15 protein-coding genes are annotated in these 14,131 nt (G+C 64.6%); 4 read left to right on the top strand and 11 right to left on the bottom strand.

The window, feature by feature from the left end:
• Nucleotides 1-2 precede the first annotated feature (2 nt).
• The 4 genes from EP237_RS04785 to EP237_RS04770 are packed head-to-tail and all read right to left on the bottom strand — an operon-like array spanning nucleotide 3 to nucleotide 4,283.
• Nucleotides 3-974 carry a glycosyltransferase family 2 protein gene (locus EP237_RS04785; protein WP_127558659.1) on the bottom strand — a complete coding sequence of 324 codons (972 nt, stop codon included), beginning with the start codon at nucleotides 972-974 and terminating at the stop codon, nucleotides 3-5.
• Nucleotides 971-2,203 carry a glycosyltransferase family 4 protein gene (locus EP237_RS04780; protein ID WP_127558657.1) on the bottom strand — a complete coding sequence of 411 codons (1,233 nt, stop codon included), beginning with the start codon at nucleotides 2,201-2,203 and terminating at the stop codon, nucleotides 971-973. Before EP237_RS04780 ends, EP237_RS04785 begins: the two co-directional genes overlap by 4 nt.
• Nucleotides 2,200-3,147, bottom strand: coding sequence for an NAD-dependent epimerase/dehydratase family protein (locus EP237_RS04775; protein ID WP_127558655.1), 948 nt, complete (start codon nucleotides 3,145-3,147; stop codon nucleotides 2,200-2,202). The genes EP237_RS04780 and EP237_RS04775 overlap by 4 nt, the downstream gene beginning before the upstream one ends.
• Complete coding sequence (locus EP237_RS04770) at nucleotides 3,135-4,283, bottom strand: Gfo/Idh/MocA family protein (protein WP_127558653.1); 1,149 nt, start codon at nucleotides 4,281-4,283, stop codon at nucleotides 3,135-3,137. Before EP237_RS04770 ends, EP237_RS04775 begins: the two co-directional genes overlap by 13 nt.
• 126 nt (nucleotides 4,284-4,409) lie before the next feature.
• Between EP237_RS04770 and EP237_RS04765 the strand changes: the two genes are divergently transcribed.
• On the top strand, nucleotides 4,410-5,156 hold the full coding sequence (locus EP237_RS04765; RefSeq protein WP_127558651.1) for a WecB/TagA/CpsF family glycosyltransferase: 747 nt from the start codon (nucleotides 4,410-4,412) through the stop codon (nucleotides 5,154-5,156).
• On the opposite strand, the gene EP237_RS04760 is transcribed toward EP237_RS04765, so the two are convergent.
• The 5 genes from EP237_RS04760 to EP237_RS23055 all read right to left on the bottom strand — a co-directional run bounded on the left by EP237_RS04760 (nucleotide 5,153) and on the right by EP237_RS23055 (nucleotide 10,112).
• The gene (locus tag EP237_RS04760; protein ID WP_127558649.1) at nucleotides 5,153-5,914 is read right to left on the bottom strand and encodes an SDR family NAD(P)-dependent oxidoreductase; all 762 of its coding nucleotides are present in this window, start codon (nucleotides 5,912-5,914) and stop codon (nucleotides 5,153-5,155) included. The two genes, EP237_RS04765 and EP237_RS04760, sit on opposite strands and share 4 nt — an antisense overlap.
• Nucleotides 5,911-7,485, bottom strand: a complete 1,575-nt coding sequence (locus EP237_RS04755; protein WP_127558647.1) for a GMC oxidoreductase — start codon at nucleotides 7,483-7,485, stop codon at nucleotides 5,911-5,913. Before EP237_RS04755 ends, EP237_RS04760 begins: the two co-directional genes overlap by 4 nt.
• Nucleotides 7,486-7,556: 71 nt before the next feature.
• On the bottom strand, nucleotides 7,557-8,483 hold the full coding sequence (locus EP237_RS04750) for a site-specific tyrosine recombinase XerD (protein WP_127558645.1): 927 nt from the start codon (nucleotides 8,481-8,483) through the stop codon (nucleotides 7,557-7,559).
• Nucleotides 8,480-9,985, bottom strand: coding sequence for a hypothetical protein (locus EP237_RS04745; protein WP_127558643.1), 1,506 nt, complete (start codon nucleotides 9,983-9,985; stop codon nucleotides 8,480-8,482). Before EP237_RS04745 ends, EP237_RS04750 begins: the two co-directional genes overlap by 4 nt.
• Nucleotides 9,975-10,112, bottom strand: coding sequence for a hypothetical protein (locus EP237_RS23055; RefSeq protein ID WP_158514318.1), 138 nt, complete (start codon nucleotides 10,110-10,112; stop codon nucleotides 9,975-9,977). The genes EP237_RS04745 and EP237_RS23055 overlap by 11 nt, the downstream gene beginning before the upstream one ends.
• A gap of 103 nt (nucleotides 10,113-10,215) precedes the next feature.
• Between EP237_RS23055 and EP237_RS04740 the strand changes: the two genes are divergently transcribed.
• Both EP237_RS04740 and aroB read left to right on the top strand, forming a co-directional pair.
• Nucleotides 10,216-10,782 (top strand): shikimate kinase, encoded by a 567-nt coding sequence (locus EP237_RS04740; RefSeq protein WP_127558641.1) that lies wholly within the window; start codon nucleotides 10,216-10,218, stop codon nucleotides 10,780-10,782.
• Nucleotides 10,779-11,897 (top strand): 3-dehydroquinate synthase, encoded by a 1,119-nt coding sequence (gene aroB / locus EP237_RS04735; RefSeq protein WP_127558639.1) that lies wholly within the window; start codon nucleotides 10,779-10,781, stop codon nucleotides 11,895-11,897. The genes EP237_RS04740 and aroB overlap by 4 nt, the downstream gene beginning before the upstream one ends.
• A gap of 87 nt (nucleotides 11,898-11,984) precedes the next feature.
• Here aroB and gpt read toward each other — a convergent pair whose 3' ends face one another.
• Both gpt and fabI read right to left on the bottom strand, forming a co-directional pair.
• The gene (gene gpt, locus EP237_RS04730) at nucleotides 11,985-12,494 is read right to left on the bottom strand and encodes a xanthine phosphoribosyltransferase (protein ID WP_127558636.1); all 510 of its coding nucleotides are present in this window, start codon (nucleotides 12,492-12,494) and stop codon (nucleotides 11,985-11,987) included.
• 3 nt (nucleotides 12,495-12,497) lie between these two features.
• Nucleotides 12,498-13,310: an enoyl-ACP reductase FabI gene (fabI, locus tag EP237_RS04725; protein ID WP_071689963.1), complete on the bottom strand. Its 813-nt coding sequence runs from the start codon at nucleotides 13,308-13,310 to the stop codon at nucleotides 12,498-12,500.
• A 145-nt stretch (nucleotides 13,311-13,455) separates the two neighbouring features.
• Between fabI and pdxH the strand changes: the two genes are divergently transcribed.
• Entirely contained in the window at nucleotides 13,456-14,061 is a 606-nt protein-coding gene (gene pdxH / locus EP237_RS04720) for a pyridoxamine 5'-phosphate oxidase (RefSeq protein ID WP_127558634.1), read from the top strand.
• Nucleotides 14,062-14,131 lie beyond the last annotated feature (70 nt).

Below are 14,131 nucleotides of genomic sequence, written 5' to 3'. Positions count from 1 at the left end.
CCTTACTTGTATTCAATGATTTGCATCGACCTGCCACGCAGGCGGCGTAACGCGAAAGTGGCCATGCCGACCAGATTGGGGATCTTGGACAGCGTCAGGAATCCCGCAAAGCGCCAGGCCACCCCCGGCGCGATCCCATCCCGCAGAAGCCCCCGCAGCGCACTGGCATAAGACCCGGCATAAAGCGCCAGGACGCCGACCAGAACCCAAGTGTTTGTCACCAGCCCGGCCAGCGCCACGGCGGGCAGCATCAGGCCGAACACATAGACCCGCGCGCGTTCCCGGCTCAGATGCGATCCGTGCAGCGCGCCCAGTTGCGCAAAGCCATGGCCATTCCTGACCGACCGTTTCCACCATTGCGAAAACCGGTGCATATCGGCGTCATGGGCGGTCATGTCACGGGGAATGCGCATGAGCCGATAGCCCGCCATGCGCACCCTCAGGCAGAATTCGTCATCCTCGGCGGCGATCACGTCAGGGTTGAAGCCGCCCGCCGCCTCAAACGCCTCCGAGCGCACCAGCATATCGCCCCCACAGGCCACGATTGGGCCAGCGGGGCGATACCATTCATGATCGCACATGGCGTTGTAGATGCTGGCATCGGGATGAATCTCGCGCCGCCAGCCGGTGACGACGCCAAGCCCGGTATCGGCCCGCATGACGGACAGGGCGATCGACAGCCAGTCGCGCATCAGGGCGCAATCCCCGTCGATGAATTGCAGAAACTCCGGCAGGCCCTCGTCGCGCAGAGCGTCAACACCCGCATTGCGGGCGCGGGCGGCGGTGAAAGGGACGGACATGTCCAGTTCCACCACCTGAACGCCCTTCGACTGCGCATAGGAGACGCTGTCATCGGTGGACCCGCTGTCGACATAGACGATCTGGTCCACCAGCCCGACAACGCTGTCGAGCGCGCGTTTCAGCCGGTCGCCTTCGTTGCGACCAATCAGGATGATGGCGATGGCTGCGTTCATGGGGTTACCTCTGGCCGTTTTTCGGGGGGCAGGTCGGGGCCAGAGCGGATCAGGCGCGCCAGGCGCGCGGCCTCGGTCGTGGCGGTGAAATGCGCTTCGACCTTGGCGCGTCCAGCGTCGCCCATGCGCTGACGCAGGGCGCAGTCCTCCATCACGCGAAGGATCGCGGCGCGCAGTGCCGCCCCGTCCCCCGGCGCGACGAGATAGCCGTTTGTCCCATCTTCCACCAGTTCCGAGACGCCGCCGACCGCCGTCGCGATCACCGGCATTTTCGCGGCCATGGCCTCCATCAGCACCACAGGAACGCCCTCGGCGAAACTGGGTAGGATCAGCGCGTCATGGCGGGCCAGCAATTCGGCTACGTCTGATTGGGATCTGTAGCCCGCGAATGTGACGGCCCCGGCAAGGTCCAAATCACTGGCTTGCGTTTCCAGCGCGGCGCGGTCCGGGCCATCACCCACAAGGGTCAGTGTCAGATCGGGCCGTGTGCGGCGCGCCTCGGCCAGCGCCTCCAACAGCACTGGCACGCCCTTGACCGCCGCCAAACGGCCCACGAACAAGAGCTTTTTGCCATCGCGCTCGCCTGTCACGTAGCGGTCTGGCTCCACCCCGCAATGGACGATCTTGAGCTTGCCCCAGTGAGCCTGATCCGAAAAGAACATCGCCTGAGACCGGCAGAATTCGCTGATACAGGCGACAAAGCGGGCGCGGGCGATCTTTTCATCCAGCCGCCAGTGATCGGGGGCAAAGAAGATGTCGGGGCCGTGTAGGGTGAAACTGTAGGGAATGCCCGACAGTTCCGAAGCCAGCATCGCCACGGTGCAGCTCGACTTGGCGATGTGGTTGTGCAGATGCTGGACGCCATTCTTGCGCAGGTGATGGGCCAGAACGACGGCCTCGGTGAAATAGATCAGGTTGTAGAGCCGACCTTTGATCCCCTTGGGGGCGGTCCGCCAGGCCAGCGCCAGCGCCCGAAAATAGCGCCCGAGCCGGGGCAGCATCGCCAGTTCGGCCCGCGCCATGGTCAACGGGTTCGCCACGGCGGGCAGGACGTGGAAGGTGCGCGCGGCCTCCTGCCGCTGTTCCTCGCCCACCAGATGTTCGTCGCCGGTGCGGCGGACGGAACAGGTCAGCACATCGAGCCCTTCCGCGCGCAGTGCCGCGACTTCGCGCTGAATGAAGGTGTCGGTGGCGCGCGGGTATTCCCCGGTCAGGTAGGCGATTTTCATGGGCCCACCCCCGCGATCAGATTGGCAGCCATCAGTGCCTCGAATTCATGCTGTGGGGGAAGCTTTAACGCCGCGACAGCGCGGCTGCCGTCCCAACCCATGGGCATCATGCGGGCGCGCAGCGTTGGTCGGCGCAGAAGTCCGGGGCGCTTTGGGTTATCCCCGGCAATCCGGTCGAACAGTCGCCAGTGAACCGGCAGGATCACACGCGGCCAGCCCGAGACCGACAGCGCATTGAGAAACCGCACCCGGTCGGGCAGATCGTCATCCAGCACATTGACGGTGCAGGGCGCAGCCGTCACGGCAGACACCAAGGCCTCGCCCGCGCGGTCGATCTCGCAGAGCGGCACTTGTCCGTCACGCCCGATGCGGATCAGGACCGGGCCCTTGGTGGGTCCGAAATGTGCAGTCCACAAACGACCCGGCCCCCAGATCGCCCCGAGCCTGAGGATGCTCAAGCCGATCCCGGACATGTCAGCTTCGGTTCGCATCACCTTTTCTTGTGCAAGCTTGGCGCGCATATAGGCGTCGCGCAGGTCGGGGCGCGGCTCCAACGGGCTGTCTTCGGTGATCACCTCGCCGGGCTCGCCCGCGCCATAGACAGAAACGGACCCGGCCAGCACCACGCGCGGCACCCCGGCCTTGGCCGCTGCGCGCATCAGGGCGGCGCTGTCCTCCACCACATCCTTGCGAAACTCGTCCTCGGTCCCGCTCATCCGCCCCGCCACATGGATCAGCGCCGCGCAGCCTGTCAGCAGCCCCGGCATATCCGGGCCATCGAGCGGGCCTTCGACCGGAAAGACCTCCGGCACGTCTGGCCAGTTGCCCCGGTGCCCGTAGCGCGAATGCAGAACCACCTCATACCCTGCGCGCATGGCGTAATCCGCAACGGCCCGGCCCACATAGCTGCCCGATCCAGTGATGAAGACCCTCAGCGCGCCCATGGCATCGGCTCCATCCTGTCGCAGCGCGTGGTCATCCGGTGCACGCCCTCGGTCTGGCAGGCCAGCGTCACCTCGGTCAGGTGCAGTGCGTAACCGCCGGCAATGCGCGAGGGGCGGCCAGCGGCAATCGCCTTCAGCATTTCCACGGGGCCGAGTGCGAAATTCATCGCGGCGGCCCCTTCACGGGTCACCTTCGGATGGGTCGCCCCGCGCAGGCGCAGGCGTTTCGCGACCGGGCTTTCCATCAGACGCCGCCGGATGCGCAGCCGTTTGCGGAACCGGACCGGCGCGGCATTGTCCCAGGCCTGATCCAGTTCCAGAACGCCCTTGTCACCCACAACTCGCAGGCGGTGGTCATGGGGGGCGGTGATGGAACAGGTCAGCCGGGCCACAGGGCCTTGCGCGAAATGCAGGGTGGCAACGGAAAGATCCGGGGCGCAGCCGGTCACGCCGCGCTTGTCGGGAAGGATCTCGGCAGTGGCGGTCACGACCTTGTCCACCGCCCCGAAGCAGGCAATCAGCCAGCTGAGGTAATAGCCCGCATGTTCCAATGTGCAGCCGGTGTGGAATTCGTCGGCGAAGGGCCAGGGCGCGCCGGAGGCACTCACCCAACCCTCCACCGGGGCTTGCGGGATAAACCCGTCATCCAGTTCCGCATAGATCAGCCGGGGCGTGCCCGCGACCCCGTCGCGCAGCGCCTTGGCCAGTGTCTGCGCAGCCTCGCCCAGAACAGAGGACGGCGCGCTGCCCAGTTGCAGGCCCTTGTCGCGGGCCAGGTCATGCAACGAACGGGCGTCGTCCATATCAAGCACCATGGGCTTTTCGCTAAAGACATGGTGCCCGGCGCTGAGGCAAGCGCGAGTGATATCGGCGTGTGAGGACGGATTGGTGAGGTTCAGGATCAGGTCCGGCGTGGTTTCGAAAGCCGCGTCGAGGCTGTCACAGGCAGGCAGGGACCAATGCGCGCAAAACGCCGCGAGACGCTGCGGATCACGGTCATGAACGGCCACAATCTGCACCTCCGGGTGCTTGGCGAAGGAGCGCATATAGAGATCGGCCACAAAGCCACACCCGATCAGCGCCACGCGATGCGTGCCCTGCGGCGCGGTGCCGTTGGCCGGTCGGGTCTGGGTCATGTGCCTGCTCTTTTTATTGTCTTGGCGCCCGTTTAACCCCAAAAGCATGGCAACAGTTTGTCCTGCCGGGTGCTCTTTTGTGCAAGCGGCGATTGGGGCAGTGTGGCGCGAAAGCAGGGGACAGCGATGAAATTCCGGGCAGGTGATCACGACGTGACCGTCACTATCGACGGCTGGTCCGCGCTGGAGCGTGCTCTGCGCACCCGGTTTGCGGCGGGTGAGGGCTTTGCTCTGGCGACGCTGAACTTGGATCACCTGACCAAGCTGCGCCATCCGGGGCCGTTTCGTGCCGCCTATGATGCGCAGGATCTGGTGACGGCCGATGGCAATCCGATCGTCTGGTGTTCGCGCCTTGCGGGCCAGCCGGTGGCGCTGTTGCCGGGGTCGGACATGATCCTTCCAATCTGCCGGGTCGCCGCCGAGATGGATATGCCGCTCGGTCTGGTGGGCAGCACGGATGAGAGCCTCGCCGGGGCGGCTGAGGCCTTGGAGGCGCAGGTGCCGGGCCTACGGGTCGTGGCAAAGGTGGCCCCGCCGATGGGGTTCGATCCTGCGGGCCCGGCAGCGGATGAGATCTTGCGCGGGTTGAGCGCGGCGGGGGTTCGCCTGTGTTTTCTGGCCCTTGGCGCGCCCAAGCAGGAAATACTCGCCGCGCGCGGGCGGCTGATCGCACCGGAGATCGGCTTTGCCTCCATCGGCGCGGGGCTGGACTTCTTGTCGGGCCAGCAGACCCGTGCACCTGCCTGGGTGCGGCGGTTGGCGCTGGAATGGCTTTGGCGGTTGCTTGGCAGCCCGCGCCGGATGGCAGCGCGCTATGGCGCGGCGTTTCGCGACCTGCCGGGGCATCTGTGGCGCTCCTGGCGGATGCGTTAATCCAGTCTGCGGGCGGCAACGTGGGGTTTCATCAGCACCCGGTCGGCAATGCGGCGTTTGAGGGATCGTGGCGGTGGTATCTCGCGGTCCATCTCCCATGTGGTGCCGGTCAGGCTGGGATCATGCCAGAGCGCCAGTTGCGCCCCCCATTTCGCGGCCTTCTCAGGAGGCAGGCCGTCGGAGATGCCCATGCGTGTAGCCAACATGCCCGGCATCCAGTCATTGACCACGATGCCGGGGAAACGGTCGCAGATATCGGCAATCAGCGCACGGGTGAAGATGCGCGCGGCCCCCTTCGAGACGGAATAGGCCGAGGAGGCAGGCAGCGGCGCGATGTCGGCGAAGGTGGCCACATTCATTATGCGGCCAAAGCCGGTGTCCAGCATGTCGGCCAGCGCCGCGCGGGTGCAGGTCACCGTGCCGCCCAGATTGGTGGCGACAACTTCCATGAAGCTTTCCGCCGTTTCCTCGGTGAAGTCCCGGCGCGGGTATTGTGCCGCGTTGTTGATCAGAAGCGTGATGGATCCATGTAACCGAGCTTTATCAAATGCCTGCGAGGTGGAGTTAAAGTTGGAAACATCCGCTTCGATGCCGTGAAACCTGCCCTCAGAGGACAGTTGCGCGGTGTCCTCCAATGCGGTCGCGTCACGGCCAAGGCCGACTACGGTCATGGACTGCGACAGTTCCACCGCCAGCGCCTGGCCAAGTCCGCCGCCAGCCCCGGTCACCACTGCAATGCCTTGGGTCAGATCGGTCATTTGCTGTCCTTTATCCTGTCGGCCACGCGCAACGCATTCGCGGCGATGGTCAGGCTCGGGTTCACGCCCATGGAGGTCGGGAAGACCGAGGCGTCCACGACCCAGAGATTTGGCACATCATGCACGCGGCACTCGGCGTTCACCACCGATTCACCAGTATCAACGCCCATCCGTAACGTCCCGCAGGGATGGCCAAAATTCGGTTCCGGCTCATGCGTCAGAAAGGCGGTGCGGGTGCCTTTGAAGGAGGTTCGGATCAGTCGCCGAAACAGTTTGCGCCGCGCCAGGAGCTCCTTCGACACCCGGTATTCCAGCGTGATCCTGCCGGGATTACCTGCATCTAGAACCACACGATTTTCGGCATAGGGCAAATCCTCCAGCAACCCAACGAAGACCTTGGCGGTTCCCATAACCTTGGCCCCGATTGCCGCCGGAATGCGGGTGAAATCCATCGCGCCGGGTACCCGCCGCAGCCAACTGCGGGCAACGCGCCCGCGCAGGTGATGCACGATCTCGCCATAGCCCACGTCGATGCCCATGGCCTGCACCATTCCAAGCCGCTGCCCCCTGGCAAAATAGAGATCGCGGAAGCCCACGGATTTGGATGGCCCTGCGAACCCCGCAGATTTACCGGGCCAGAGCGCAAAGATTTCATTCAGGTGGAACATGAGGTTACGCCCGACCAGACCGGCGCCGTTGCCGATGCCCGTCGGGTCCCGCTCGCTGTGTGACGCCAACAGAAGCCGGGGAGAGGTCAAGGCGCCAGCGGCCAGGACGACATGGCGAGCAGACAGGGTTTCAGACATGCCATTCGAGCACATTTCGACACTGACCGAATGATCATCGTTCCGGGTCAGACGCGTCACCTCGCAGCCCGTCAGCAACGCGGCATTCCCGGTGGCAAGGGCCGGTTCGACACCGGCAGAGCGCCCATCCATCTTGCAGGCGCGCGGACATTTGTGGCCAAGGCAGTCACGGCACCCGTCCAGCCGCTTCACCGCCGTGTGCAACCGGTAGGGGTGCAGGCCATTGCCGCGCAGCCGGTCCATGATCATCGCATCGCCCGGGGCAGCCGGGTGGGGCGCGGCAACGGCGGGGCTTGGCACGGAGGACAGCGGGTCAGGCTCCCCATGAATGTGGAACATGGTTTGGGCGGCGTCGAACCATGGCCGCATGGCCGCGAACCCCACTGGCCAGCCGCCGGTTGGGTGGGGACGGTCCGGCAGGTCGTCCAGATCATGCGGTTCGGGGCGTTCCAGCGTTGCGGCATAGAAGACCGAGGATCCGCCGACCCCACAGCCGAGGGGGGGAAGCAATTCCTGCCGCCGACCGTCCAGATCGGCTGTGATCGGGTCCGGCCAGAAGCCCCGGATCGCTCGCGCGACCGGATCGCCCATGACAAGATCAATCGCGGTTTCTTCGGACCGGAAACCGGCACGGCCCTTTTCGAGGAACAGCACCTTCATCCCGGCCTCTGCCAGCGCGCGCCCGGCCACGCCGCCGCCAACGCCCGTGCCAATCACGATCGCGTCCCAGTGGGTGTCCCGGATATCGGAAAGCTGTGCCTGCATCTCTGCCCTTTGTCGTTCCGCGCAGGTCTAATCCGGGAATACGGCCTGTTCGGGGCGAAACCCGTGAGAAATCAGGATTTTGCCAAGGGGTGTTTTTCCAGTACCAGCGCCTTCAGCCGTTCATCCAGCACATGGGTATAGATCTCGGTCGTGGCGATATCTGCATGGCCAAGCAGCGTCTGGATGGACCGCAGATCGGCACCGTTCTGCAACAGGTGGGTTGCGAAAGCATGGCGCAGGGTATGGGGGGTGACGGTTTCGGGGGATACCCCACCTGTCACGGCCAACTCCTTGATAAGCGTGAAAAACCTGACGCGGGTCAGGTGCCCGGCCTTGCCATGGGAGGGGAAGAGGAAGCGGGAAGGCGCCGTGCCTTTTTCAATGCGCGCCAGATCCTCTGCCTCGTCTCGATGCACCAGCCACGCCGCCAGCGCCGCGCGCGCGGGGGGGGACAGCGGCACCATGCGTTCCTTGCCGCCCTTGCCCCGGATCAGCAACACTTGCGGATCGCCACGTGCGGCGGAAACGGGCAGGCCCACAAGTTCGCTGACCCGCATGCCGGTGGCGTAGAGCAGCTGCATCAGGCAGGTGTTGCGCAGCCGGTCGCCCGCGCTGCGGCCATGGGTTTCGGCGGCGGCAAGCAGGCGATCGACTTCTTCCATCGTCAGGGTCTTTGGCAGTGCCTTGTCGCGCCCCGGTCCCTTGATCTGAAGCGCCGGGTTGTCGGTCCGCAACCCGTCCTCATAGGCAAACCGATAGATCTGCTTGATCGACGACAACCGCCTTGCGCGGGTGGATCGGGCCAGTCCTTCTGCATCGAGCGCGATCAGATAGGCCTCCAGATCGGCCCGCGTGGCAGTGTCAAAGCCAATCCCGCGTGCGGCCAGCCAGTCGCAGGCATCTCTCAGGTCGCGCCCATAGGCCAGCAGGGTGTTCTCGGCTGCGTTCAGCTCAGCGGCCTGCGCTTCCAGAAACGGCGAAATCCAGGCGGCGGTCATCCCCGACGTTCCAGGATCAGCAATTCCAGCGCTGTGCGCCGCGCCACGGTTTCCAATCCCAGGGCGCGGAACAGTGACAGGGCGTCCTGCATGTCGTCGAGGTCGCCCGACCCGTCGCCAAGCACCAGCGAGGCGCGCAGCAGCGCTTCTCCGATGCGCTCTTCTGCCACCATCCGGGCATAGCGCTCCGGTACTTCGTTTGAGGAAAAGACGTCGGCGATCAGCCGAGGAAGGGAGCCGGCGGGGGCAGGCGGCGCAGATTGGCCACGGGCCACCGCGAAGAGAAACCGTTCGCCGGGCGATTGCGGCACGGCCATTTGCGCCACGCTTTCGTAATCCCCGGACAGCAGGGCCACCCGGCGCGCCAACATGGCGCTGTCGTCGGTCAGCGGCAGGCGCAGCAGCCTCTGGGCATAAAGCTCTGCAAAGGGCACTTCCAGATGCGCCTCCTGCATGGCGGCCCAGGCCTCGGGCAGCCGTTCGGCCACCGAGGCGGGATCTTGCGCCAGCAGGGCCACGTCGAATTCCTGCAAGGCGTCGATCCGGTCCCAAACCCCGCCAGAGGCCGAGGGCACGCGGCTGGTGGCGATCAGCTGCCATTGATCGGGGGTGATCGCCCCCGCCCGGGCCAGCCGTTCAGCGGCATCGAGCTGCGCCCGCCAGCCCGCCACATCGGCCATATCCGCATGGGCGAAGGGCAGGGGGAGTTGATCGGCACCGGGGCGTTCCCCGATTGCCACCCGCATCACGTAGTGCAGGGGCGAGGGCGCGAGGTCGAGCGGCAGGGGAGGCTCGCCTTCAAAGAGCTCCGGGTCGAGGAAACGGGCAATAAGCTCCCCTTCTGCCGCGTCGATGAAGCCGAGCGCTTCGCCGGTGCCAAGGGTCAGCGCCGCGGCAGACCAGTCGCCATTGCGGGCCAGGCAGAAAATGCGCGCCGGGAAGGAGGGAGCGATATCGGGGTTGGCGCGCATGGTGGCGCAGGCGCGATCGGGCTGATCGGTCAGCAGGGTCACGTCGAACCAGCGACGAAAGACCTGCGGCGCGCTTGGGCCCGCACGCTCCATCATCGCGCGGGCGGCGTCGATTGCGCCCCGTGACAGCAGCATGTCGAGACGGGCGAGAAACAGCTCTGCCTCGGCCGTGCTGTCGGGGGGCGGGTTCAACTCGGCCAGGGCCAGCATGGTGGTGAAGCGCTGGATCGAGGGCAGCGCCAGATCGGTCTGAGCGCGGAAGAGGTTGGCCAGGGTCGCGGACTCAGACCCGGCCCAGAGGTCGGCGGGCAGTCCGGTCTGATTCGGAGAGAGCAGCCCGACCGCGTCGAGGTTGACCGCGCCAATCGGCATGACCGTGATTTCCGCCGGTGTCGCGGAGGTGGCGATGTTGCCATGCGGGCTGAGAAGCGTTTCCGACAGCCATTCCGGCGGGGCGGTTTGCTCCACCGCCTCCTGTGCGGCAACCGGGCCTGCCAGTACCGCCGTGATCAGCGCCGCCCTAGTCCACATCCAGATCCACCGGCCGCGTGATTTCGCGTGTCTGAGGCTGCATCAACCCGGAATAGGCATAGCCCACGAGCCCGATCACCCCGAGCAGCGCGAGAAAAAAGAAAACCTTGAAAATGCGCCCAATCATGAGACCCCAGCCTGCCGGTATTTTCGGCGTTTGCCGCCGCTATCTTTTCATTATAAGCCACTTGCGAGGGAATTTCGCCAGTAGGGGGACGATTTTTTTGAAGATGGGCGAAACCACGCCAGATATTCGGGCGCATCTGACACGGACGGTGGTGCTGGTGGGCATGATGGGGGCCGGAAAGACTGCCATCGGCAAGGCCCTGTCTGCGCAACTCGCCGTGCCTTTCGAGGATTCGGATGCCGAGATCGAGGCCGCCTCGAAGCTGACGATCGCCGAGATTTTCGACCGCTATGGAGAGCCGTTCTTCCGCGACAAGGAAAGCCAGGTGATTGCGCGACTGCTGGACGGGCCGCCTTGCGTTCTGTCGACCGGGGGCGGCGCGTGGCTGTCGCCGGAAAACCGCGCCTATATGGCCGAACGGGCCGCCGTGGTCTGGTTGAAGGCCGATATCGACCTGCTCTGGACGCGGGTGAAACACAAGAGCACTCGTCCGCTCCTGCGCACCGCGAATCCCCGTGCGACATTGGCCCAGTTGCTGGAGGCGCGCACCCCGGCCTATGAACAAGCCGAATTCACCGTCGAAACACGGGCCGACTGGTCCATCGACCAGACCACCGCCGCGGTCATGGATACGCTGACCCGGGCCGGCATTGTGGAGACCCGGACATGACCCTTGCCACCGTTCACGTGCCTCTGGGCGCCCGGGCCTATGATGTCCGCATCGGGCCGGGCCTGCTGGCCCGCGCGGGGGCCGAGATTGCGCCATTGCTGAACCGCCCGCGTGTGTTTGTGGTCACAGAGGAGCGTGTCGCGGGCCTGCATCTGGAGGCTTTGCGCGCGGGGTTGTCCGCTGAGGGCATCGGGATGGAGGCGCTGGTGCTGCCCCCCGGAGAGGCCACCAAAGGCTGGCCCGAATTCACCCGCACGGTGGAATGGCTGCTGTCGGAACGGGTCGAGCGCAAGGATATCGTGGTGGCCTTCGGGGGCGGTGTGATCGGCGATCTTGCGGGCTTTGCCGCCGCCGTGCTGCGGCGCGGGGTTTGCTTCGTGCAGATCCCGACGAGCCTGCTGGCGCAGGTGGACAGTTCCGTGGGTGGCAAGACGGGGATCAATTCGGTCCATGGCAAGAACCTGATCGGCGCCTTTCACCAGCCCTCGCTGGTGCTGGCCGATATCTCGGTTCTGGGCACCCTGACCCCACGCGATTTCCTGGCGGGCTATGGCGAGGTTCAGAAATACGGGCTGCTCGGGGATGCCGGGTTCTTCGAATGGTTGGAACGGAATGGCCCCGCGATGGCTGCGGGAGATGACGATCTGCGGTTGGAGGCCGTGCGCCGTTCGGTCCAGATGAAGGCCGATATCGTAGAGCGGGACGAGACAGAGCAGGGGGACCGGGCGCTGCTCAATCTCGGCCACACGTTCTGCCACGCGCTGGAGGCTGCCACGGGGTATTCCGACCGGCTGCTGCATGGTGAAGGCGTGGCGATCGGTTGTGCGCTGGCCTATGAGCTGTCCTATCGGCTTGGGCTGGTCAGTCAGGAAGAGCCGAGCCGTGTGCGGGAGCATCTCGCGGCCATGGGGATGAAGAAGGATCTGGCAGATATTCCCGGCGATCTGCCGGATGCGGAGACGCTGCTGGAGCTGATGGGACAGGACAAAAAGGTTGTGGACGGTCAGTTGCGCTTCATCCTCGCACGGCGGATCGGCGAGGCCTTCGTGACGGCAGATGTCCCCAGGGATGTGGTGCGCGAGCTGCTGTCAGAGGCGTTGATGGCACACGCATAGAAAACCTTTCCAGAAAGGTTTTCAGCAGCCGAAAAATCTTCTGGAAGATTTTTTCAGTCTAAGTCGAAGAATTTTCCCGAAAATTCTTCAGTCGGTGCCGCGATAGGGTTCCACGTATTGCAGGGCCATATCCCAGGGGAAGAAAATCCAGGTGTCCTGGCTGACCCCGGTGATGAAGGTGTCCACCATCGGTTCGCCCTTGGGCTTGGCATAGACCGTCGCGAAATGCGCCTTCGGATACATGGCGCGGACCACTTCCAGCGTCTTGCCGCTGTCGACCAGGTCGTCGATGACCAGCACGCCTTCGCCATCCCCCATAAGATCGGAGTCCGGTTTGCTCAGCACGACCGGTTCGGACTGGGTCTGGTGATTGTAGGATTTGATTGAAATTGTATCGACCGTGCGGATGTCCAGCTCCCGCGCGATGATCATCGCGGGCGCCATGCCGCCACGGGTGATGGCCACGACTGCGCGCCAGGCGCCGTCCTCGCCGGGGCCGCGCTTGTCGAGCCGCCAGGCCAAAGCCCGGGAATCGCGGTGGATCTGGTCCCAGGAGATGTGGAAGCCCTTTTCATGGGGCAGCTGTGCACCGGTCATCGCTCAGCCCTCCTTCTTCTCAAGGGTCATGTCGGGCGCGTCGATCGCCTTCATACCGACCACGTGATAACCCGCATCCACATGCAGGTTCTCGCCGGTCGTGCCGGATCCGAGATCGGAGAGCAGGTAGAGCGCGGCCTTGCCGACCTCTTCTTGCGTCACGTTGCGGCGAAGTGGCGAGTTCAGCTCGTTCCACTTCATGATGTAGCGGAAATCGCCGATGCCGGAGGCCGCCAGCGTCTTGATCGGGCCCGCGGAAATCGCATTGCAGCGGATGCCATCCTTGCCCAGATCCTCAGCGATGTATTTCACGGATGCTTCCAGCGCCGCCTTGGCCACGCCCATCACGTTGTAATGCGGCATCACCTGTTCGGCGCCGTAATAGGTCAGCGTCAGCAGCGACCCGCCATCGGGCATGATCGCCGCGGCGCGTCGGCATACCGAGGTGAAGGAATAGACCGAGATATTCATGGTCATGGCGAAATTGCCCGCGCTCGTGTCCACATAGCGGCCGCGCAATTCCGATTTGTCGGAAAAGCCGATGGCGTGGACCACGAAGTCGAGTTTGCCCCATTTGGCCTCCAGCGCGGCGAAGAGCGCATCCATCGAGGCCTCATCCGTCACGTCGCATTCCAGCATCGTGTCGCAGCCGATCTGGGCTGCCAAGGGTGACACCCGCTTGAGCAATTGTTCCCCCTGATAGGAGAAGGCCAGTTCGGCGCCCTGATCGGCGCAGGCCTTTGCAATGCCCCAAGCGATGGATTTGTCATTGGCGAGCCCCATGATGAGACCCCGCTTGCCCGTCATCAAACCCATGTCAGCTCCCCTTTGGCGGCTCTTTGCGCGTATCGGCAACCCTTTAGGGCATAGTCGCGCCTGCATCAAGACGGCAGGCGCATCGCCTTGCGGCGGATCAGGTCCGCAGGTAGCGTGGCGGCAACCCTTTGAGGCGGAGAGTGCCATGAGCGACAGAAGCGGACTATTTGCGGGCGACGATCCCTTCGCCATCGCGCGAGCCTGGCTGGCAGAGGCGGAGCAGACCGAACCCAACGACCCGAACGCCATCGCCCTGGCAACCGTCGATGCCAACGGGTTGCCCAATGCCCGAATGGTGTTGCTGAAGGAGATCGAGGCCGGGGCTTTTGTCTTCTACACCAATTACGAGTCCGCCAAGGCGCAAGAGATCGACCAGGCAGGCAAGGCGGGCTTCGTGATGCATTGGAAAAGCCTGCGTCGGCAGATCCGTGTGCGCGGTCTTGTCAGCAAGGAGGAAGGGCCGCAGGCGGATGCTTATTACAAGTCCCGGTCTCTCAAAAGCCGGCTCGGGGCCTGGGCGTCGCAGCAGTCGCGGCCACTCGCGTCTCGGGGGGCGCTGATGGCCGAAGTTGCCAGAATCACCGCGCAGCACGGCCCAAACCCCGAACGTCCGCCGTTCTGGGGGGGCTATCGGATCACCCCGTTGGAGATCGAATTCTGGGCCGATGGCGCCTTCCGGTTGCATGACCGGTTTCGCTGGCAACGGCCGGATGTCTCGTCGGGTTGGGAGATCACCCGCTTGAACCCCTGAAGTCTTGCCCCTTGCAGGGTCTGTGATGGTTAACAAAGGTTAACAGAATCTGTGGGTTATTTGATGCGCA

Origin of the sequence: Nioella ostreopsis, assembly GCF_004000255.1 — a bacterium.
Taxonomy (GTDB): Bacteria; Pseudomonadota; Alphaproteobacteria; order Rhodobacterales; family Rhodobacteraceae; genus Nioella; species Nioella ostreopsis.
The sequence above is the reverse complement of the archived record's forward strand: the minus strand, read 5'-3'. Positions and strand labels throughout refer to the sequence as shown.